Raw genomic sequence first — 19,630 nt, 5'->3', positions numbered from 1 at the left:
ACCGCCGAAGGTCAGCGTGGCGAGGGGCTGCGATCCGATCACAAAACCCTTGTAGCAGCAGGCTGCGCCAGCTGTTACACGGTTCGCGGTGCTCTTCGATGCAAGCGCCAACCCATCAGTATCAATACGATGAGCCCCAGCCCCCCGGCAATCGCCCACATAAACTGATCATCACTGATCAACGGCTTTTCGATCCGCAGGTAGCCCGGCTGCATGAGCAATTCACGCATGGCCTTGTTGGCTTCCTCCAGCGTCACTCCTTGCAGTTCCTTGGCCGGGTTGGCGAAATGGCCGTCCTCGTAGTCCCCAAGGGCACTCCAGTAATAATCGGCCAACGCGCTGTTGCCTTGCACGGCCCAGGCCTGGCGGGCGATGGCGGCCTGCTTGAGGCGGTTGAAGGTGTTGGCATTGAGACCATCCCTGAGCAACCCTGCCTTCAGATCATCCAGCACCTGTTCGGCCTCGGGCACGTCGTCGCGCTCAAGGTCTGCGTTCAGGCTCATGAAGCCCACGCCACCAAACACCTCGCGCTCGGCCGAGGGGCCGTAGGACAAGCCATGGGCCAAGCGCAATTTGCGGTAGAGCGCCCAGTCCAGATACTCCTTGAGCAAGTCGAAGGTTTCATCGTGCTGATCCTCCAGCACCGGCTCTGGCACCAGCCAATGCAACTTGGCACTGCCGCCGACAAAACCGTGACTCAGGGTGCGCTCATGGGCAGCACTGGCCTGGATGGCCGGCAGGGGCGGGTGATCAGTCGGGTCGACCGCTTCAAGCGCGCCATAAGACCGTTCCAGATAGGCCGGCAGCAACCGCTCGAGGTCGCCGACCACGATCAGGGTCATGTTGTTGGGCGCGTACCAGGCCTTGCGTACCTTTTCCAACTGATCGCGGGTCAGGTGATCGACCTCAGGCCGCTCGGGGCATTTGAGGCCCAGTTCCACCGCCAGCTGATTACTCGCCGTGTGGCCAAGGTCCTGGCGATCCAGCCAGCGTTGCAGGTGCGAGTAATGGCCGCCGTCTTCGCGCTCGACCACTTGTTTGGCGGCGTTGATGGCGTTGTCGTCGATTCGGGTCTGAGTCAGCAGCGCCAGCAGCAGGTCGAGGACCTTGCGCTGGTTTTTCGCCGGGGCTTCGATGACGAACGTCGTGTCGGCATTGCTGGTGTAGGCGTTCCACTCGCCACCCAAGGCCTGCATGCGCTCTTCCAGCCCGCCTTCGCCCGTGGCGTCGATGCCGCTGAACAGTAAGTGCTCAAGCAGGTGCGGCAGCTCCTTGTCGGCGCAGCTGAAATCATCGATGCCGACACCGACCACCAAACGAATCGCAACATGCCCACGCTCGGTGCCGGGTTTGAGCATTAATTGCAGGCCGTTGGGCAGCGTATAGCCCTCGACCTGAAAGCGATCCAGGGCAAATGAAGGGAATGAGCCAAGCAACAGACAGACGAACAACAAACAACGCATAACGGGTTTCCATACGGCTAGCGTAAGTTCAACAGACTTCAGGCAACTGTGGACGTTCAGGGTGAATGAGTGATGTCAGCGAATTCGTCGACCGCCAGGGCGCCGGTGTCGGAAGTTTCCAGCACCACATAGGCGCTGCTGCAAAACAGCGAATTCAGACGCTTCATGTCGGCAATCAACTCCAGGTGCAACGAACTGGTCTCGATACTCTGCACGATCTTACGTTGCAATCGGCTGACGTGAGCATGGGCCAGGCGGCGTTCCTGTGCGCGAAAGCGACGTTTCTCACGCAATAACTGGCGAGCACTTTCCTTATCGGCACTGAGGAACACGGACAACCCCAGGCGCAGGTTGGATATCAACTGAGTGTGCAACCCCGCCAACTCTTCCAGGCCGACCTCGGAAAAAGACCGGCGCTGCGAAGTTTTCTGCTGCTGGACCTTGCGCAGCATACGTTCGATGAGGTCGCTGGCGAGCTTGAGGTTGATCGCCAGCTCGATGATTTCCGCCCAGCGCCGACTGTCCTGCTCACTGAGGTCTTCACGGGGCATTTGCGCCAGATACAACTTGATGGCGCCGTAGAGCGATTCCACATCATCGGTCAGGCGCCGCATTTCCTGGGTAACGGCGGTTTGCTTGCCGTTCAGCACGTCGAGCATGGCCTCGAGCATGTTGTCGATCAGGTCGCCAATACGCAGGGTTTCCCGGGCGGCATTGGCCAGCGCCAGGCTGGGCGTGACCAGCGCTGTTGGATCAAGATGCCGCGGTTTGGCAGTGCCGTTGACTTGCGGGCGCTCCGGCAGCACCCACGCACAGAACCTGGCCATCGGCCCGACACTCGGCAGCAAGAGCAGGCAGCGCGCGGTGTTGTAGAGCAGGTGAAAGCCGATGACCATTTCCTGAGGGCTGAAGTCCAGACTGTCGATCCAGTGCACCAACGGGTCGAGCACCGGAATGATCAGCAACAGACCAATCAACTTGTACAGCAAGCTGCCCAACGCCACCTGGCGGCCGGCGGCGTTCTGCATGCTGGTGCTGAGGAAGGCGAGGATGCCGCTGCCGATGTTGGCGCCGATCACCAGGCCGATGGCCACGGGCAGGCTGATCACTGCGGCACCGGCCAGGGTCGCGGTCAGCAGGACGGCGGCCAGGCTGGAGTAGGAAACCATTGCGAACAACGCACCGACCAGGGCATCCAGCAGGATGTCGCCGGTCAGCGAGGCGAAAATCACCTTCACGCCTTGGGCCTGAGTGATCGGCGCAGCGGATTCGACGATCAGTTGCAGCGCCAGGATGATCAGCCCCAGGCCGATACCGACCCGACCCATCTGTCCGACCCGGGTCTGTTTGCGCGACAGGAAGAAAATCACCCCAAGAAAGATCAGCAGCGGCGACAGCCACGACAGGTCGAAGGTCAGCACTCGCGCCATCAGCGCGGTACCGACGTCGGCCCCGAGCATGGTCGCCAGGGCCGGGGTCAGCGCCATCAGGCCCTGACCGACAAAGGAGGTGACGAGCATGGCGGTGGCGTTGCTGCTCTGGACCATCGCCGTCACGACGATCCCCGAGACGAACGCCAGCCAGCGCTTGGACATGTTCCGGCCAATCACATGGCGCAGGTTGGAACCGTAGACCCGCAGGATGCCGGTTCGGACGATGTGCGTGCCCCAAATCAACAAGGCCACGGCAGATAACAAATTGAGCAGGGTGAGCATGCAGGCCCCCTGTGGTGGTAGCGCCCCATTGGGGCAAATTTGACGGTGCCGCGCGTTCTTCTACGTTCTGTACTTAAGCTGTAGTTGGCTAACGGTCTGGGCGCCAGCATCGCACAGCTAAAGTAGCGATTGAAACAAAACTGTCATGAAAACAGCTTGATGCAGATATGAAAAAGGGGCCCGAAGGCCCCTGCCACTCAGTTGAAAAGGTGCACGAACACAACCCCTGTGGTGAAGGGGCTTGCTCCCGCAGGGCTGCGCAGCAGCGTTCAATCGCTGAAGTTATCGTCGCCCAGCCCTACGTCGATCAGATACTTGGCTGTCTCGGGGTTTCGTTCGGCGCAGCGGGCATAGCATTTGATGTGAAGGATCAAGCTGTATTTGTGCGGAATCAACAAGATGACACCGTCCGCTTGATCAAAGAGTTTTGTCTGAAGCCGCACCTTATCCTCCTTGGTTTCTATTTTTAGCCAGTCGTTACCTTCTACAGGCTCTGGAGTCCACCCGACTTGTTTGAACTTTTGGTGTAACTCCTCAAGGAGTGTTACCGCTTGCTCGAACGGCAAGGTTTCCAGCATCGGCGACGTAGTCAGGGTGATCGCTTTGAATTCGGACCACCCGATCGCACCGAACGTGGTAGCGGGCAGCGTAAAGCCATAGTCGGGATCATCAAATCGGATGACAACTGGATTGCTGATCCAGGTAGAGCTCGGATGAGGTGGATCTTTAGCGTCGTTAGGATCCCCAGGATAAATTGCCGTGTTGCCTTGAACAGGGAAGGTCGAGTCTCGTGCGACTTCTCTGTATGGCTTCCCGATATGAACGTTCAAAAAATCAACCGGGTGGTGAAAGGAAGTCAGACAAATGAATAGCATAAAAAATGCTGCTCTTTGCAAGCATCGACGCCGCCGTCTGGAGCGACTCTTCATTCGCTGTAGTAATCCGAGCCTACACTGACATCGATCAGATACTTCGCCGTTTTCGGGTCGCGCTCATTACAGCGGGCGTAACATTTGACGTTAAGCGCAAGACTGTATTTGTGGGGTATCAGGAGCATCACGACTACGACCTGATCGAACAACTGCTTCTGCAGCGCGTTTTTCTCTACTTCGCTGCCTAAAGTTAACCACGAGTTGTCCTCTTGGTTGCGCGGTACCCAGCCCGAGTCTTTTAGCATCCCCTGCAACTGATTGAGTAAGGGCATCAGCTGATCGAAAGGCAGGGTCTCCAGCATTGGAGAAGTCGTCATGGTCGAGACTTTGCCTTCATCAAAACCAATGGCGCCAAACTTGGTTGCTGGTAGCGTAAAACCATGCTCAGGATCATCAAAATGGATGATGACTGGCTTCGATATCCATGTAGAGCTAGGGTGCGGCGGCTTGCTGGGATAAAAAGCGGTATTTGCAGTCACCGAAAATGTGGAGTCCTCAACGGTGTCGTTGTAAGACTTTCCAATATGCGCACTTAAAATTTCCGTGTTCCAATTGAAGTAGGCGACACCCAGGCCAATAAGAATTGCACTCATACTTATCAGAGACAACCTGCAGAGGAATCTCATCAACGGATCCCCCCGCCTTTGGAGATTTCTGTAATGGACTGCTTCAGTTGGGCTTTTGACTCGGGATTTTTTAATAAGGCATCGAATTGTGTTGCAGCACGAAGTACGAACTCCATTCGCTGATCCTTGTTTGCCAGATTGGCCAACGGATTACTACCGAAGGTAACCTTTCGTCCGTCTGCCGCCTTGCATTGACTTGCCAGAGTCAACTGGATTTCTTCTGCAGCCCCGGACAGTATGCCCGTGACCACGGATACGACATCTCCGGCATGAGTGCCGCGCATTAGGTAAGCGAAGTGAGAATCGTCATACATCGCAGGTTGCAGAATGTTCAGCTGTTCGTGACCGGCCATAAATTCGACGCTTTTGGTAATTCTTCCTTCATCGATGGCTTTAAAAGTATCGGTCACTTCTGCCCGCACTGCACCGAACTCTACTTTGTCAGCGATGGGCCAGAGAACTTCATTTTTGAGTTTGTTGCGTTTGGGAAGACAGGCTTCCATTTCTTTGAAGCCGCGCACCATAAAAAACCGATGCAATGGATATACGTCCAGAAATAGCGAAGTGTTCCCAAGCGCCAGCATTTCATACACGTAGTCCAACTGCTGCTGAACAGCGGAACGGGAGTTGTCGCCGAAGGTAATATCCTCAGTGGGAAGAGGATTGGCCGCTTTGGCGTTCGCTAACTCTTTCTCGATTTCTGGATCAGTCTTGCTGAGCTTGAACCCAAACCCTTCGAAAATTGTTTCCGACTTACCCGTCCGCAATTTCTCCTGCGCCGTCTTCTGCGCCGCAATAGCCGTTTGCAATTTGGTGGCATGAATCAACCCACACCCCACTTGCTTGGAAGCAAACGCCGCCAATCCCGCCCACTGAAACCGGTTATCCGCCAGCCATAACTGTGCGTAGGCCGCGTTGATCTTGCGGTTGCGTACTTGCGGGTCGGCAATCAACACGCCGCCCGGTGCGACCCATTCTTCGGCTTCTTTCTGAAACCTGCGCCACAGGCAATTACAGGTCAGCAACGGCACCTCGACGCGGGTTTTCGGGTTGGGGCCGGCCTTAGTGGTTTCGCGCTTGCAAGCGGGGAGTTCGCAGGTGCTGTCCCAGAGTTTTTTCATGTCCAGATCGTCTGGAGCGATGCATTGTCCGGTCATTTCCATTCTTCCTTGAGGCTCAGACGGTCCAGCGGACTACGGCGAGGTCGGGCTGTAAGGTGGCGACGCTTTGGGTCATGCCCAGGGCGTTGGTCTGTCCTTTGACGATGCGGCCTTCGGCGGTTTCGATTTCGTAGTCTTGTTGGGCAATCGGTTCGCCATTGCCGGCGCTGACGGCTTTGAATTCGACCAAAGGCTGACCAATGATCGACAGGGGCGGAATGAATGGCGCGGAGGAGTGACTGCTGCCGATGATGACGTTGCCGGAGCCGCCGATCACCACACCGCCATGACTAGCGGTGCTGTCGAGGGTTATGGCGTTCAGGCCGTTAATGAACACCGTTGAAGAGAATCCACCGCTGAGGGCTTGACCGCAGGTGCATTTGTCGCTGACCCGAGCGGCGGCGAGACCGTTGAAAAAGACATCGGATGAGCCGCTGGCAATCGGGTTGGTGCCGTGACCGGGGAGGGGGCAGGTGGTCGGGTCCGTGAGGCGTGCAGCCGGTTTTCCAGACATATGCATTCCTTGTCATTGTCGTTTGAAGCAAGCGGGGGACGCTAACCACCAGAACTCTGTGCGTCAACCGTTGGAAAGAACTGTCGGCTAATTCTTCAACTGCGTTGATGTGATTCACGCGCTCTGCGACATATGTTTAATGACACCCAGAGTTACTTCTCGGAGGCTACAACGCCTTGCGCCCTTGCCTACGGTTACGCCAGAATCCGCCGGCTTGTGCGCCTAGAGGCTCGTCGGTAACTTGGCTCCCGTCACTGCCCATCAGTGATCGGGTTTAGTAGTCCGGCCAGTCATCTCGGTTGTACAGCGTCATCCAGTCAGGTATCCGCCTGCGCTTGATGGTGGCTGTGCATAGGGCGCCCTCGGGCGCGCCGGGTGTTTTAGGTGACTTTGCCGGTCTACTAACCTGTGCACAGCTGCCACCCTTTCGTATTAGTAGCGAACGGGTTGCGGCCATACTGGAGAAAGTCCCTATGTTCAAAGTCACACCCAACCCACCGCGAAAACCCAGCACCATCTTCCTCATCAACCCCGAGGTCGATAACGAAACCCTGCTCGCTCACGCCTGCGAATCGTTGGCGTCGGCCAGTGTCATGGCCAGTGATTTTGCCGGTTTTCTGGAAGGTTCTCAGCGCAACACCCTGCTGGGGATTCAGCAAAGCATCATGTTGGGGGAATTGGCGGTGAATCGAGTGCTGGATAACCTCGATCCGCCAGGGTAATCACAGAGCAAAAAAAATGTGGGAGCGAGCCTGCTCGCGATGGGGCCGTCACATTCAACATCGATGTTGACTGACAGGCCGCTATCGCGAGCAGGCTCGCTCCCACAAGTTTTGTGCACTGGCTGACACCAGCCAGTGCACAGGCTCGGGTTATTGACCCGGAATGTCCTTGCGCAGTTTCACCGGGTCCTGCTGTTTGCGCTTTTTCGCCATCGCGGTGCGCATCTTGATGTTGATCGCTTCCACCGCCAGCGAGAACGCCATGGCGAAGTAGACGTAGCCTTTTGGCACGTGAACGTCGAGGGATTCAGCAATCAGCACAGTACCGACTATCAACAGGAACGACAGCGCCAGCATCTTCAGCGACGGGTGCTTGTCGATGAACTCGCTGATGGTGCCGGAAGCCCACATCATCACCAGCACGGCAACGACGATCGCCGCGACCATGACCGGTACGTAGGACACCATGCCCACAGCGGTAATGACCGAGTCCAGCGAGAACACGATGTCGATAATTGCGATCTGAATGATGGTGTAGAGGAAGTTGCCGCCCTTGCCGCCCGGCTCCTCATTGGTTTCGTCTTCACCTTCCAGCGCGTGGTACATCTCTTGCGAGCTCTTCCACAGCAGGAACAGACCACCGAAGAACAGGATCAGGTCACGCCCGGAAATGCCTTGGCCGAACACTTCGAACAAGTCTGCAGTGAGACGCATGACCCAAGTGATAGACAGCAGCAACAGGATCCGCGTGACCATGGCCAGTGCCAGGCCGAAAATCCGCGTGCGTGCCTGCATGTGCTTGGGCATGCGGCTGACCAGGATCGAAATCATGATGATGTTATCGATACCCAGAACGATTTCCAGGGCGGTCAGGGTGAAGAAGGCAACCCAGATTTCAGGGTTGGTCAGCCATTCCATGTGTATTCCTTTGTGCGTGTGTTAAACCACGAAGGGCCCAGGCTTCAAACAACAAAGCCTGGACCCGTCATGGTGAGTCTTGGGCTTATAGAGTGCTGAACAGCGGAAAAATCCCCATCAGCAAAGCGGCGATCAGTATGCACATGCAAACCAGCACTGCCCACTTCAGGGTGAAACGCTGGTGATCACCGAAGTCGATACCGGCCAGGGCCACCAACAGGTAGGTCGATGGTACCAACGGGCTCAACAGGTGGACGGGCTGACCGACGATCGAGGCACGTGCCATTTCAACCGCGGTTATACCGTAATGGCTGGCGGCTTCCGCAAGTACCGGTAACACGCCGTAATAAAATGCATCGTTCGACATGAAGAACGTGAACGGCATGCTCACCAGTGCAGTGATCACCGCCAGGTACGGGCCGAGGAAGTCCGGGATGACCGCCAACAGGCTTTTCGACATCGCATCGACCATGCCGGTGCCCGTCAGGATACCGGTGAAGATACCGGCCGCGAAGATCAAGCCGACCACCGCCAGCACGCTACCGGCGTGGGCCGCGACGCGGTCCTTCTGCTGTTGCAGGCACGGGTAGTTGACGATCATCGCGATACTGAAAGCCACCATGAACAGCACCGGCAGCGGCAACAGACCGGCGACCAGGGTGCCCATCAGGGCCAGGGTCAGGGCGCCGTTGAACCAGATCAACTTCGGACGACGGGCATCCGGGAATTGCGAAACGCTGATTTCACTGTGGTCGATTTCATCGCCCACCAGGTGCAGTTCACCCAGACGCGCACGCTCACGCTTGCCATAGAAGTAGGCAATCATGAGGATGGCCAGCACCCCGAAAGCCATCGCCGGAATCATCGGTACGAAGATGTCGGACGGGTCCACATGCAGCGCACTGGCAGCACGAGCGGTCGGGCCGCCCCATGGCGTCATGTTCATCACGCCACCGGCGAGGATGATCAGGCCGGCCATGATCCGCGGGCTCATGCCGATACGGGCGTAGAGCGGCAGCATGGCGGCCACGCAGATCATATAAGTGGTGGCGCCATCACCGTCCATGGACACGATCAGCGCCAGTACGGCGGTGCCGACCGAAACTTTCAACGGGTCGCCCTTGACCAGTTTGAGGATCTTGCGCACGGCCGGGTCGAACAGGCCGGAATCGATCATCAGGGCGAAGTACAGAATGGCGAACATCAGCATCACACCGGTCGGTGCGAGCTTGGTGATGCCTTCGAGCATCATCGGGCCGATCTTCGGCGCAAAACCACCGAACAGCGCGAACAGGATCGGGATAATGATCAGAGCGATCAGCGCGGACAGGCGCTTGGTCATGATCAGGAACATGAACGTGATGACCATGGCAAAGCCAAGGAAAGTCAGCATGGGAATACTCCAGGCATAGCGCGGCTAGGGAATGGGCGAACCGGGTGGGTCAGCGCAGAACGGGAAGCACGAGGCGTATGGGTGGAGTGACAGCGAAGCGGCGGGTAGAAGAGGACATCAGGATCACCATTGTTGTTGTTAAATGGACCGTGCAAGCAATCAAACACTCACGTTGGCCAACCGGTCTGTTGCCGGTAGTGGGGGCGATCCTAATCGCGGAAGCTTTCACCCAGCTTTCGCGGATGAAAGCATTGACCAGATGTGCAACCGGTCGTCGGACGGGTTTCAAGTCCCTGAATACAGGGCAGGAGGACAAAACATGGCCGAAATTCATACGGGCGGCTGCCATTGCGGACATCTGCGCTATCAATTCAGCGGGCCTTTGCACGACATCGCCCACTGTCATTGTTCGATTTGCCGACGGGTCAGCGGCGGGATCGTGACCACCTGGATCACCGTGCCCGCGTCAGCCTTTGAATGGGTGAAAGGGATACCCGCGCAGTACGACTCATCAACAACCTGCGTGCGGTATTTCTGCGGCAACTGTGGGGCGCAGCTGGCGCTGGTCTCGCACCTGAGCCCGGACAGCATCGATGTGACCATCGCCACCCTCGATCATCCCGAGCAGGCACCCGCCGAAAAACATATCTGGACTGACAACCGTCTGCCCTGGCTGCATCTGGATGAACATTTGCCCGGCGAAGCTGAGGAACAGTTGTAAACTGATCAAAAAATAGACAGATCCAGTGGCCGAATCGCGCCCATCCAGATGGCGTGCTCGGTGTGGTCGAGCAGATCGTCGCCGGTGTCCGGGTGCAGGAACACCACCAAACCCTTGCGGTTGAGCGCAAGCCAGGGCAACACGTCGCCGATGTATTGCGGCTCGAAAGCCAACTGGCAGCTCCAGTCCGGGTGCGGACCCACCGGGCGTTCATGGACGCGACCCATCCTCACTGGAAACAGTTGCGCCGCCTGCTCACACAAGGCTCGCGCCTGAGGAAGGGTGCTGGCGTCGAAGTAGACATGGGCGTGGTAGCCCTTGATCCGCTGCATTTGAAACCCTCTGAATCGAGTCGAACCGGCGTTGTTTCCCACAGGTCACACGCCATAGAGATAGGAAGAACGGAGCACGGCCATGAAAAATGCCGAAACCCCGGTGGTGAAAGTGGTGCTTTATGGTGCCATGAGTAGCCTGGGCAGTGCGCTGATGGCTGAAATGCTGCGGCGCCAACATGAAGTGATCGCCATTCTCGATGACCTGACGGCCCTCGCGCCGCGCCCGGGATTGCGGACCAAGACCGGCGATTTGTTCGACGCCAAGCGGGTCAAGCAGAGCGTCGCCGGGTGTTCGGCGGTGATCTGTCTGCTGGATGCACCCGGGTTGCCGATGAACAGCGAGCACGTGGAAAAATCCATCGTGCCCGGCCCGGTCGAGCAAGTGCTGGCGGTGGATGCGCTGATCGATGGCATGCAGGCCTCGGGGATTTCCCGGCTGTTTCTGGTCGGAGATTTCGAGGTACTGGACGATCCGGAGATCGAAGATCGACTGCAACGCCACGCCGCCGAAGAAATCCGCGAGGCCCTGCAAAGCAGCACCTTGCACTGGACACTGATCAATGCGCCGCGCGGGGTGCCCGGACTGACCATCGAGCATTTCAGCCACGTCAGCCGCAGCCTGGAGCTGGGCCTCGCCGAACCGCTTGAACGGTTGAGCCGGGTGGCGACAGGGATTGCCGATGAGTTGCGGTTGAACCTGCATGTCGGCGAACACGTGACCTTTGTCGCGACCGAGGCTATACAGCGATAGACGGCAGCGGCAGGCCATTCAACGATTGCGCACTGCTGGCCTGCTCAGCCATCAGCCAGTCCACAAACTGTTGAATCAGCGCGCCACGCCGTTTCCGCTGGGGCAGGACCACGTAATAGCCGAGCCTGGAAATCACCGTTTCCGCGATCGGTCGACACAACAAACCTTGCGCCAGCAAGTTATCCACAAGGTGCCGCCACCCAATCGCCACGCCCTGGCCGCCAATCGCCGCCTGGATCAGCAACGTGTAATTGTCGAAGCGCAATTGCCCAGGCGCAGGTGCCGAAGCGATCCCCAACTCCCGAAACACGCCGCTCCAGTCGAACCAGTTGCTGCTGTTTTCGCCTCGAAGGTGCAGCAGCGGGAACTCGAGCAATGACTGGGCCGGTAAGGGCAGGGGACGATCCTTCAACAGAAGCGGGCTGCACACCGGAAAGACTTCCTCGCTGAACAGCCAATGGCTTTCGCCCTGTTTGAATCGGCCATCACCGAACAACACCGCCACATCGATATCGGTGCGCAGCATGTTGAGGCTGCGTTCGCTGGTGACCAGGCTGACATCCACCTGAGGATTGGCGGCATGAAATCGGTGCAGCCGCGGCATCAGCCAATACGCAGCGAAGGCGAAATCGGTGGCGACCTGCAACACTTCATGCTGGTGCTGTGCGCTGATCGCGCTCAACCCTGCGTCGATGTTCTGCAATCCGAGCTGAACCTGCTCAAACAGGATAGTCCCGGCCTCAGTCAGTTCGATGCCGCGATAGATCCGGTCGAACAGCCGCGTCCCGAGTTGTTCTTCCAACCGTTTGATCTGCTGGCTGATGGCCGGTTGCGTGGTGCCGAGCTCCACCGCGGCCGCCGTGAAGCTGCATTGACGGGCCGCCGCTTCAAAGGCGCGAAGCAAATCCAGAGACAAATCACCAAGGGCGTCATACATAAGCTGTGCTTATCCTAGTCATTGCCGCGCATGGGCTTTACCACAAATTGCGTGGGCTACATGCTCGATCGCAGCACTCTCGCATAAATATTCACTATGGAATGCCGCGATCACATGAAGCGCAAGAATATTCTTTTCATCATGGCCGATCAGATGGCCGCGCCAATGTTGCCGTTCTACGGCCCTTCGCCCATCAAACTGCCGAATCTCAGCCGTCTCGCCGCCGAAGGCGTGGTGTTCGACGCCGCTTATTGCAACAGCCCACTGTGTGCGCCGTCGCGTTTTACCCTGGTCAGCGGTCAGTTGCCGAGCAAGATCGGCGCCTACGACAACGCGGCCGATTTCCCCGCCGATGTACCGACTTATGCCCACTACCTGCGTCGACTCGGCTACCGCACCGCGCTGTCGGGCAAGATGCATTTCTGCGGCCCGGATCAGTTGCACGGCTATGAAGAACGCCTGACCAGCGACATCTACCCGGCCGATTACGGCTGGTCGGTGAACTGGGACGAGCCAGACGTGCGTCCAACCTGGTTTCACAACATGTCTTCGGTGCTGCAAGCCGGGCCGTGCGTTCGCACCAATCAGCTGGATTTCGACGAAGAGGTGGTGTTCAAGGCCCAACAGTATTTGTTCGATCACATCCGAGAGGACGGCGATCAGCCGTTTTGCCTCACCGTTTCGATGACTCACCCACACGACCCGTACACCATTCCCAAGGCCTTCTGGGATATGTACGACGACGCCGACATCCCGTTGCCTGAAACCCCGGCGCAGACCGAACTTGATCCGCACTCTCAGCGTTTGCTCAAGGTTTACGACCTGTGGGACAAACCGCTGCCTGTGGATAAGATTCGCGACGCACGCCGGGCGTACTTCGGTGCGTGCAGCTATATCGACAGCAACGTCGGTAAACTCCTGCAAACACTCGAGGAAACCGGTCTTATCGATGACACCATCATTGTGTTTTCCGGCGACCACGGCGACATGCTCGGCGAGCGTGGGCTCTGGTACAAAATGCACTGGTACGAAATGGCCGCCCGCGTACCGCTGTTGATCAGTGCGCCGGGGCAATTCGGGGCTGGCCGGGTCAGCGCGGCGGTCTCCACCGCCGATCTGTTGCCAACCTTCGTGGAACTGGCCGGCGGTTCGCTGGAGCCGGGGCTGCCGCTGGATGGCCGCTCGCTGGTCTCGCACCTGCAAGGGCAGGGCGGTCATGACGAGGTCTTCGGCGAATACATGGCTGAAGGCACCATCAGCCCGCTGATGATGATTCGTCGCGGCGCCTACAAATTCATCTACAGCGAAGATGATCCTTGCCTGCTCTTCGATGTACACAACGACCCGCGCGAACAGGAAGAACTCAGCCAATCGCCGCAACATCGGCCGCTTTTCGATGAATTTCTCGCCGAAGCCCGGACCAAATGGGATATCCCGACGATCCACCAACAAGTGCTCGCCAGCCAACGGCGCCGACGTTTTGTCGCGGAGGCGTTAACCATCGGCAAGCTGAAGAGCTGGGATCACCAGCCGCTGGTGGACGCCAGTCAGCAGTACATGCGCAACCACATCGACCTCGACGATCTGGAGCGTAAAGCACGTTATCCACAACCCTGCCAAAACCAATAATGTTAAGGGGAATGCCATGCGTAGGTTATCCACAGCAATGACGGTCGGGCTTCTGGCTCTGGGCAGTGCATCGGCGTATGCCGATCAGAGTTGCGAGACGGTGAAAATGGCCGACCCGGGCTGGAGCGACATTGCCGCCACCAACGCCATCACCGGGTTTCTGCTGGACGGCATGGGCTACAAGGCCAAAGTCGACACGCTTGCAGTGCCGATCACCTTTGGCGGCTTGAAAGATGGCCAGGTCGACGTGTTTCTCGGTAACTGGATGCCGGCACAACAGGGCTTCTACGACAAGTTCGTGGCCACCGGCGATGTCACGCAACTGGCGAAGAACCTCGACGGCACCGAATTCACCCTCGCCGTCCCGGATTACGTCTGGGACGCGGGTGTGCATAACTTTTCCGACCTGAACAAATACGCCGACAAGTTCGACAAGAAGATCTACGGCATCGGCTCCGGCGCTCCCGCCAACATCTCCTTGCAGGAAATCATCAAGAAGAACGACTTCGACATGGGCCAGTGGAAACTGGTCGAGTCCAGCGAACAGGCGATGCTGGCGGAAGTGTCTCGCGCGGTGAAGAAACAGAAGTTCGTGACCTTCCTCGGCTGGACCCCGCACCCGATGAACGTGCAGCTGAAAATGCATTACCTCAAGGGCGGCGAGAAGTACTTCGGCGACACCGGCAGCGTCCACACCCTGACCCGCAAAGGTTATGCACAGGCCTGCCCGAACGTCGGCAAACTGCTCACCAACCTGAGTTTCACCCAGGACATGGAGAACAGCATCATGGCCGAGGTAGTGAACAAGAAGGTCAGCAATGCTGATGCGGCCAAGGCGTGGATAAAGGCTAATCCGGCGGTACTGGATAAGTGGCTGGACGGGGTGAAGACAGTGGATGGAAAGGATGCGTTGGGGGCGGTGAAGGCGAAGCTTTGATCGGGTGATCGTGGATTCTGTGTCGGACTCAGGATCGACCCCTCACCCCAGCCCTCTCCCCAGAGGGGAGAGGGGGAAAGGGAGCAGACCTCCAGTGTTAGCCAAACCTGAGTTCGCCTCGATATCGCAGGTCGCAGAATTTCTTAAGATTCACATGGTCAGTCCCCTCGCCCCTCTGGGGCGGTCCGACGTTTCGGGAGGGTTAGGGTGAGGGGTGGATTCACCTGACACTCCTCCCACCCTGCTACCCTTGCGCAAAATCCCACCCGAGAGGACCCATGGCCTTCCCAAGCCGCCATTCGCTCTTCCCCTTCCTCAGCTGGATGCCTCGGCAAACCCGCGCCAGCGTCGGTCGCGATCTGATCGTCGGCCTCAGCGGCGCGATTCTCGCGTTGCCGCAATCCATTGCCTACGCGCTGATCGCCGGTCTCCCACCTGAATACGGTCTGTACGCGGCGATTATCCCGGTGCTGATCGCCTGTCTCTGGGGTTCTTCGTGGCACTTGATCTGCGGTCCTACGGCGGCGATTTCTATTGTCTTGTACGCCAGCGTCAGTCCTCTGGCCGTTCCTGCGTCAGAGGACTACGTCACCCTGATCCTGTTGCTGACGCTGCTGGCCGGCGTTTTCCAGTGGCTGCTCGGTTTGCTGCGCTTTGGCGCCTTGGTGAATTTCGTCTCGCACTCGGTAGTACTGGGTTTCACCCTCGGCGCGGCGGTGGTGATTGCCATCGGCCAACTGCCGAATCTGTTGGGGCTGGAATTGCCCAACCAGGCAACAGCGCTGAACAGTTTGATGATGCTCTTCAGTCACCTCGGCGAAGTGGATAAACCGTCGCTAATGCTGGGCCTGGCGACGGTCGTGGTGGGCGTGGTGTTGAAACTGCTGTTGCCGCGCTGGCCGACGCTGTTGATCACCCTGGCGCTGAGCGGATTGCTGGTCTGGCTCTGGCCATCGATGTTTGGCCATGTGAAGTTGGTCAGCGCGTTTGTCGGGCGGCTGCCGCCTTTCAGCCCGCTGCCGCTGGATCTGGACCTGATTCTGCGTTTGTTACCCAGCGCGGTGGCGGTGGGCATGCTCGGGCTGGTCACCAGTCTGTCGATTGCCCGTTCCTTGTCGGCCCGCTCACAACAGTTGCTCGACGCCAACCAAGAGGTCCGCGCCCAGGGTTTATCGAACATCGTCGGTGCGTTTTTTTCTGGATCGCTGTCAGCCGGTTCCTTCACCCGCTCCGGCCTGAGCTACGAAGCGGGTGCCTGTTCGCCGATGGCCGGCGTTTTTTCGGCGCTGTGGGTGGCGCTGTTCGCCATCTTCGGCGCGAATTTGATCGCGCACATTCCGATCCCGGCCATGGCCGGCAGCATTCTGTTGATCGCCTGGGGGCTGGTGGATCATCGTGGCATTCGCGCGTTGTTGCGGGTCAGCCGTGCCGAGTTCCTGGTCATGGCGCTAACCTGTGTCGCCACGCTGCTGCTGGAATTGCAGACCGCGATCTACGCCGGAGTGCTGGCTTCACTGTTCTTCTACCTCAAACGCACCTCGCAACCGCGAGTCCAGCATTGGCGGGATGGGGATGAAGACATTCTGCGAGTTGGTGGTTCGATCTTTTTCGGCGCCAGCCATTACCTGCAAGTTCGCCTGCAACGGATGCACGGCGTACGCGTGGTGATCGAAGCGCAACAAATCAACTTCATCGACTATTCAGGCGTAGAGATGCTGCACCAGGAAGCGCGACGACTGCTGCGCCAGGATCGCAGCCTGACCCTGCGGCGCGCGCGGCCGCAGGTGGTGGAAGAATTGAGGAAGCTGGAAGGGGCGGAAAAATGCCCGATCCGGTTTGAGGATTAAAGCGCGAGTTGCCGACGCAACTCGGCCAGCACCGGCGCCGTGTCCGGACGTACGCCGCGCCACAGGAAGAAGGCTTCTGCCGCTTGTTCGGCGAGCATCCCCAAACCATCCATCGACACCGCCGCGCCATGTTCACTGGCCCAACGGCAGAACGAGGTTGGCTCTTTGCTGTACATCATGTCGTAGCACACCGTTTTGCCCGGCTCGATCAAACTGCTGGCAATCGGCGGAACATCCCCTGACAGACTGGCGGACGTCGCGTTGATGATCAGATCGACCGACTCCTTCAACCAATCAAAACCACTGGCCGACACCGGCCCCAGGTCCGCGAATAATTCCGCCAACAGTTCGGCTTTTTCCACCGTACGGTTGGCGATAATTACCGAGGCGGGTTGCTCGGCCAGCAACGGCTCCAGCGCACCGCGCACTGCGCCGCCAGCACCGAGCAGCAGGATGCGTTTGCCCTTGAGGCTGAAACCGGCGTTGACCGTCAGGTCCCGCACCAGCCCGGCGCCATCGGTGTTGTCACCCAGCAGGCTGCCATCAGCGAGTTTGCTCAGGGTGTTCACCGCACCGGCGCGTTGCGCCCGTGCCGTCAGACTGTTCGCCAGACGATAGGCCTCTTCCTTGAACGGCACCGTCACATTCGCCCCGCGACCTTCGAGGAAAAACGTTCGGGCACAAGTGGAAAAATCGTCGAGGGGCGCCAGCAAGGTGCTGTAGTCCAGTTTCTGAGCCATCTGCTCGGCGAACAGACGGTGGATCAGCGGCGACTTGCTGTGACCAATCGGGTTACCGAATACGACATAACGGTCCATCAGAATTCCTCGTTCAGGCCTTGGCCAACCAATCGCGGTCTTGCAGGAAGTACTCGGTCAGCCGTGCTTCTTCGCTGCCCGGCTCGGCTTTCCAGTCGTAGGACCAACGCACCTGGGGTGGCAGGGACATCAGGATCGACTCGGTACGCCCGCCCGATTGCAGACCGAACAGCGTGCCGCGGTCGTAGACCAGGTTGAATTCAACGTACCGCCCACGGCGGAATTCCTGGAATTCACGCTGTTTGGCGGTAAACGCATCATTTTTGCGGCGCTGCACGATCGGCAGGTAGGCGTCGATGAACGCGTCACCGATGGCGCGCATGAAAGCGAAGCTGGTGTCGAAGTCCCACTCGTTCAAGTCATCGAAGAACAGGCCGCCGATGCCGCGCGGCTCGTGGCGATGCTTGATGTGGAAATAGCTGTCGCACCAGGCCTTGTAGCGCAAGTAAACATCCGGACCGAACGGCGCGCAGGCCTGCTCGGCGACGCGGTGCCAATGCACGCAGTCTTCTTCATTGCCGTAATAAGGCGTCAGGTCAAAGCCACCGCCGAACCACCAGACCGGTTCTTCGCCTTCTTTTTCAGCGATGAAAAAGCGCACGTTGGCGTGGGACGTTGGCACATGCGGGTTGTGCGGGTGAATAACCAAAGAGACGCCAAGGGCTTCGAAGCCACGGCCGGCCAGTTCTGGTCGATGGGCGCTGGCGGACGGTGGGAGACCGCTGCCGAAGACGTGGGAAAAGTTGACGCCGCCCTTTTCGATGACCGCGCCGTTTTCGATCACCCGGGTGCGGCCGCCGCCACCGGCAGTCCGGGTCCAGGCGTCTTCGACGAACTGCGTGCCGCCGTCTTCAGCTTCGAGGGCCGCACAAATGCGGTCTTGCAGGTCGAGCAGGTAGGCTTTTACGGCCTCGGTGCGGGTCGTCATGTCATCACCTTGAATCGGGCAAAGCTACGCGGCGCTCCATGGGAGCGGGGCCGGCGCAAATGGGCGCGTAGCATAACATCGCAGATGGACCTGCCGCAGTTGACGAAGATCAAGCTTGGGAGTTCGATAGGGAGCTTCGCGCTACAACTCCAGTAGCCAAGACCTAAGGAGAGTTCTGATGGCCAAGCGTATCCAGTTCCGCGCCCATGGCGGCCCCGAAGTGCTCGAGTATGTTGACTACCAACCCGCCGAGCCCGGCCCGCAGCAAGTTCGCGTGACCAACAAGGCCATCGGCCTGAACTTCATCGATACCTATTACCGCAGCGGTCTCTATGCACCGCCAGCCCTGCCATCGGGCCTGGGCTCGGAAGGCGCGGGCGTGGTCGAAGCGGTGGGCAGTGAAGTCACCCGGTTCAAGGTCGGTGATCGCGTGGCGTATGGCAGCGGTCCGTTGGGCGCCTACAGCGACGTTCACGTGTTGCCGGAGGCCAACCTGGTGCATCTGCCGGACGCGATCAGCTTCGAACAGGCCGCGGGCGTGATGCTCAAGGGCCTGACCGTGCAGTACCTGCTGCGTCAGACCTATGAACTCAAGGGTGGCGAAACCATCCTGTTTCACGCTGCGGCCGGTGGTGTCGGTTCCCTGGCCTGCCAGTGGGCCAAGGCCTTGGGCGTGAAGTTGATCGGCACGGTCAGCTCACCGGAGAAAGCCGCACTGGCCAAGGCTAACGGCGCTTGGGCGACCATCGATTACAGCCATGAAAACGTCGCACAGCGCGTACTGGAATTGACGGATGGGAAAAAAGTCCCGGTGGTGTACGACGGCGTGGGCAAGGACACCTGGCTGACTTCGCTTGATAGCGCGGCGCCTCGCGGTCTGGTGGTGAGCTTCGGCAATGCGTCGGGCGCGGTAGACGGGGTGAACCTGGGGATTCTGTCGGCGAAGGGGTCGCTGTACGTGACCCGGCCTACGCTCGCGACCTACGCCAACAATGCCGAGAACCTGCAGCGTATGGCGGATGAGCTGTTCGAGATGATCATCAGCGGGAAGCTGAAGGTGGACATCAGCCAGAAGTATCCATTGGCCGAAGCAGCGAAGGCACAGACCGAATTGTCGGCGCGGCGTACGACTGGCTCGACCGTGTTGCTGCCTTAAGATTTCGGGGGTCTAAAAAGACCTCGTCGCGAGCGAGTGCTCTCCAGACAGGCGTTCCAAACTTGGGGGGGAGATGATCCTAGGCTGATGGAACCCGTCAGTCGTTGACTCGCCCGCGAAATTTCAAG

The 19,630-nt window shown here is 58.7% G+C and carries 19 protein-coding genes; 7 read left to right on the top strand and 12 right to left on the bottom strand.

Going from position 1 to position 19,630, the window contains the following annotated elements:
* Positions 1 to 74 precede the first annotated feature (74 nt).
* The 6 genes from ACYZTZ_RS28300 to ACYZTZ_RS28275 form a co-directional block, all read right to left on the bottom strand.
* Positions 75 to 1,463 carry a M16 family metallopeptidase gene (locus ACYZTZ_RS28300; protein WP_462000330.1) on the bottom strand — a complete coding sequence of 463 codons (1,389 nt, stop codon included), beginning with the start codon at positions 1,461 to 1,463 and terminating at the stop codon, positions 75 to 77.
* Positions 1,464 to 1,519: 56 nt separating this feature from the next.
* Positions 1,520 to 3,178 carry a Na/Pi cotransporter family protein gene (locus tag ACYZTZ_RS28295; protein WP_046044898.1) on the bottom strand — a complete coding sequence of 553 codons (1,659 nt, stop codon included), beginning with the start codon at positions 3,176 to 3,178 and terminating at the stop codon, positions 1,520 to 1,522.
* Positions 3,179 to 3,447: 269 nt separating this feature from the next.
* A complete protein-coding gene (locus ACYZTZ_RS28290) occupies positions 3,448 to 4,008 on the bottom strand; it encodes a hypothetical protein (RefSeq protein ID WP_462000329.1) in 561 nt (186 codons plus the stop codon).
* Positions 4,009 to 4,103: 95 nt separating this feature from the next.
* Complete coding sequence (locus tag ACYZTZ_RS28285) at positions 4,104 to 4,703, bottom strand: hypothetical protein (RefSeq protein ID WP_462000328.1); 600 nt, start codon at positions 4,701 to 4,703, stop codon at positions 4,104 to 4,106.
* A gap of 32 nt (positions 4,704 to 4,735) precedes the next feature.
* Positions 4,736 to 5,893 carry a DUF2515 family protein gene (locus ACYZTZ_RS28280; RefSeq protein ID WP_462000327.1) on the bottom strand — a complete coding sequence of 386 codons (1,158 nt, stop codon included), beginning with the start codon at positions 5,891 to 5,893 and terminating at the stop codon, positions 4,736 to 4,738.
* A 19-nt stretch (positions 5,894 to 5,912) separates the two neighbouring features.
* A complete protein-coding gene (locus ACYZTZ_RS28275) occupies positions 5,913 to 6,410 on the bottom strand; it encodes a PAAR domain-containing protein (protein ID WP_462000326.1) in 498 nt (165 codons plus the stop codon).
* A 473-nt stretch (positions 6,411 to 6,883) separates the two neighbouring features.
* Here ACYZTZ_RS28275 and ACYZTZ_RS28270 point away from each other — a divergent pair, with 473 nt between their 5' ends.
* A complete protein-coding gene (locus tag ACYZTZ_RS28270; protein ID WP_462000325.1) occupies positions 6,884 to 7,132 on the top strand; it encodes a DUF6124 family protein in 249 nt (82 codons plus the stop codon).
* Between the two features lie 150 nt (positions 7,133 to 7,282).
* Here the strand turns inward: ACYZTZ_RS28270 and ACYZTZ_RS28265 are convergent, their stop codons facing one another.
* Together ACYZTZ_RS28265 and ACYZTZ_RS28260 are read right to left on the bottom strand one after the other, a co-directional pair.
* Positions 7,283 to 8,050 (bottom strand): TerC family protein, encoded by a 768-nt coding sequence (locus ACYZTZ_RS28265; protein ID WP_462000324.1) that lies wholly within the window; start codon positions 8,048 to 8,050, stop codon positions 7,283 to 7,285.
* An 85-nt stretch (positions 8,051 to 8,135) separates the two neighbouring features.
* Positions 8,136 to 9,443 (bottom strand): CitMHS family transporter, encoded by a 1,308-nt coding sequence (locus ACYZTZ_RS28260; protein ID WP_056738463.1) that lies wholly within the window; start codon positions 9,441 to 9,443, stop codon positions 8,136 to 8,138.
* A gap of 319 nt (positions 9,444 to 9,762) precedes the next feature.
* Between ACYZTZ_RS28260 and ACYZTZ_RS28255 the strand changes: the two genes are divergently transcribed.
* A complete protein-coding gene (locus ACYZTZ_RS28255; RefSeq protein ID WP_462000323.1) occupies positions 9,763 to 10,164 on the top strand; it encodes a GFA family protein in 402 nt (133 codons plus the stop codon).
* Between the two features lie 5 nt (positions 10,165 to 10,169).
* Here ACYZTZ_RS28255 and ACYZTZ_RS28250 read toward each other — a convergent pair whose 3' ends face one another.
* Positions 10,170 to 10,496, bottom strand: a complete 327-nt coding sequence (locus tag ACYZTZ_RS28250; RefSeq protein WP_462000322.1) for a DOPA 4,5-dioxygenase family protein — start codon at positions 10,494 to 10,496, stop codon at positions 10,170 to 10,172.
* 82 nt (positions 10,497 to 10,578) lie between these two features.
* On the opposite strand from ACYZTZ_RS28250, the gene ACYZTZ_RS28245 reads away from it, so the two are divergent.
* Positions 10,579 to 11,250 carry an NAD(P)-dependent oxidoreductase gene (locus ACYZTZ_RS28245; RefSeq protein ID WP_462000321.1) on the top strand — a complete coding sequence of 224 codons (672 nt, stop codon included), beginning with the start codon at positions 10,579 to 10,581 and terminating at the stop codon, positions 11,248 to 11,250.
* Here ACYZTZ_RS28245 and ACYZTZ_RS28240 read toward each other — a convergent pair.
* Complete coding sequence (locus ACYZTZ_RS28240) at positions 11,237 to 12,187, bottom strand: choline sulfate utilization transcriptional regulator (RefSeq protein WP_462000320.1); 951 nt, start codon at positions 12,185 to 12,187, stop codon at positions 11,237 to 11,239. The two genes, ACYZTZ_RS28245 and ACYZTZ_RS28240, sit on opposite strands and share 14 nt — an antisense overlap.
* A 114-nt stretch (positions 12,188 to 12,301) precedes the next feature.
* Here ACYZTZ_RS28240 and betC point away from each other — a divergent pair, with 114 nt between their 5' ends.
* The 3 genes from betC to ACYZTZ_RS28225 all read left to right on the top strand — a co-directional run bounded on the left by betC (position 12,302) and on the right by ACYZTZ_RS28225 (position 16,600).
* Positions 12,302 to 13,816, top strand: a complete 1,515-nt coding sequence (betC, locus tag ACYZTZ_RS28235; protein ID WP_462000319.1) for a choline-sulfatase — start codon at positions 12,302 to 12,304, stop codon at positions 13,814 to 13,816.
* 16 nt (positions 13,817 to 13,832) lie between these two features.
* Positions 13,833 to 14,753: a choline ABC transporter substrate-binding protein gene (gene choX / locus ACYZTZ_RS28230; protein ID WP_150657788.1), complete on the top strand. Its 921-nt coding sequence runs from the start codon at positions 13,833 to 13,835 to the stop codon at positions 14,751 to 14,753.
* 278 nt (positions 14,754 to 15,031) lie between these two features.
* On the top strand, positions 15,032 to 16,600 hold the full coding sequence (locus tag ACYZTZ_RS28225; RefSeq protein ID WP_462000318.1) for a SulP family inorganic anion transporter: 1,569 nt from the start codon (positions 15,032 to 15,034) through the stop codon (positions 16,598 to 16,600).
* Here ACYZTZ_RS28225 and aroE read toward each other — a convergent pair.
* Together aroE and hemF are read right to left on the bottom strand one after the other, a co-directional pair.
* The gene (aroE, locus tag ACYZTZ_RS28220; RefSeq protein WP_462000317.1) at positions 16,597 to 17,418 is read right to left on the bottom strand and encodes a shikimate dehydrogenase; all 822 of its coding nucleotides are present in this window, start codon (positions 17,416 to 17,418) and stop codon (positions 16,597 to 16,599) included. The two genes, ACYZTZ_RS28225 and aroE, sit on opposite strands and share 4 nt — an antisense overlap.
* Positions 17,419 to 17,431: 13 nt before the next feature.
* The gene (hemF, locus tag ACYZTZ_RS28215) at positions 17,432 to 18,346 is read right to left on the bottom strand and encodes an oxygen-dependent coproporphyrinogen oxidase (RefSeq protein WP_462000316.1); all 915 of its coding nucleotides are present in this window, start codon (positions 18,344 to 18,346) and stop codon (positions 17,432 to 17,434) included.
* A gap of 178 nt (positions 18,347 to 18,524) precedes the next feature.
* Here hemF and ACYZTZ_RS28210 point away from each other — a divergent pair, with 178 nt between their 5' ends.
* Positions 18,525 to 19,502: an NADPH:quinone reductase gene (locus ACYZTZ_RS28210; protein WP_111448163.1), complete on the top strand. Its 978-nt coding sequence runs from the start codon at positions 18,525 to 18,527 to the stop codon at positions 19,500 to 19,502.
* Positions 19,503 to 19,630 lie beyond the last annotated feature (128 nt).

The sequence above is a fragment of the Pseudomonas sp. LB3P58 genome (genome assembly GCF_054897895.1).
This window is presented reverse-complemented; position numbering and strand designations above follow the sequence as displayed.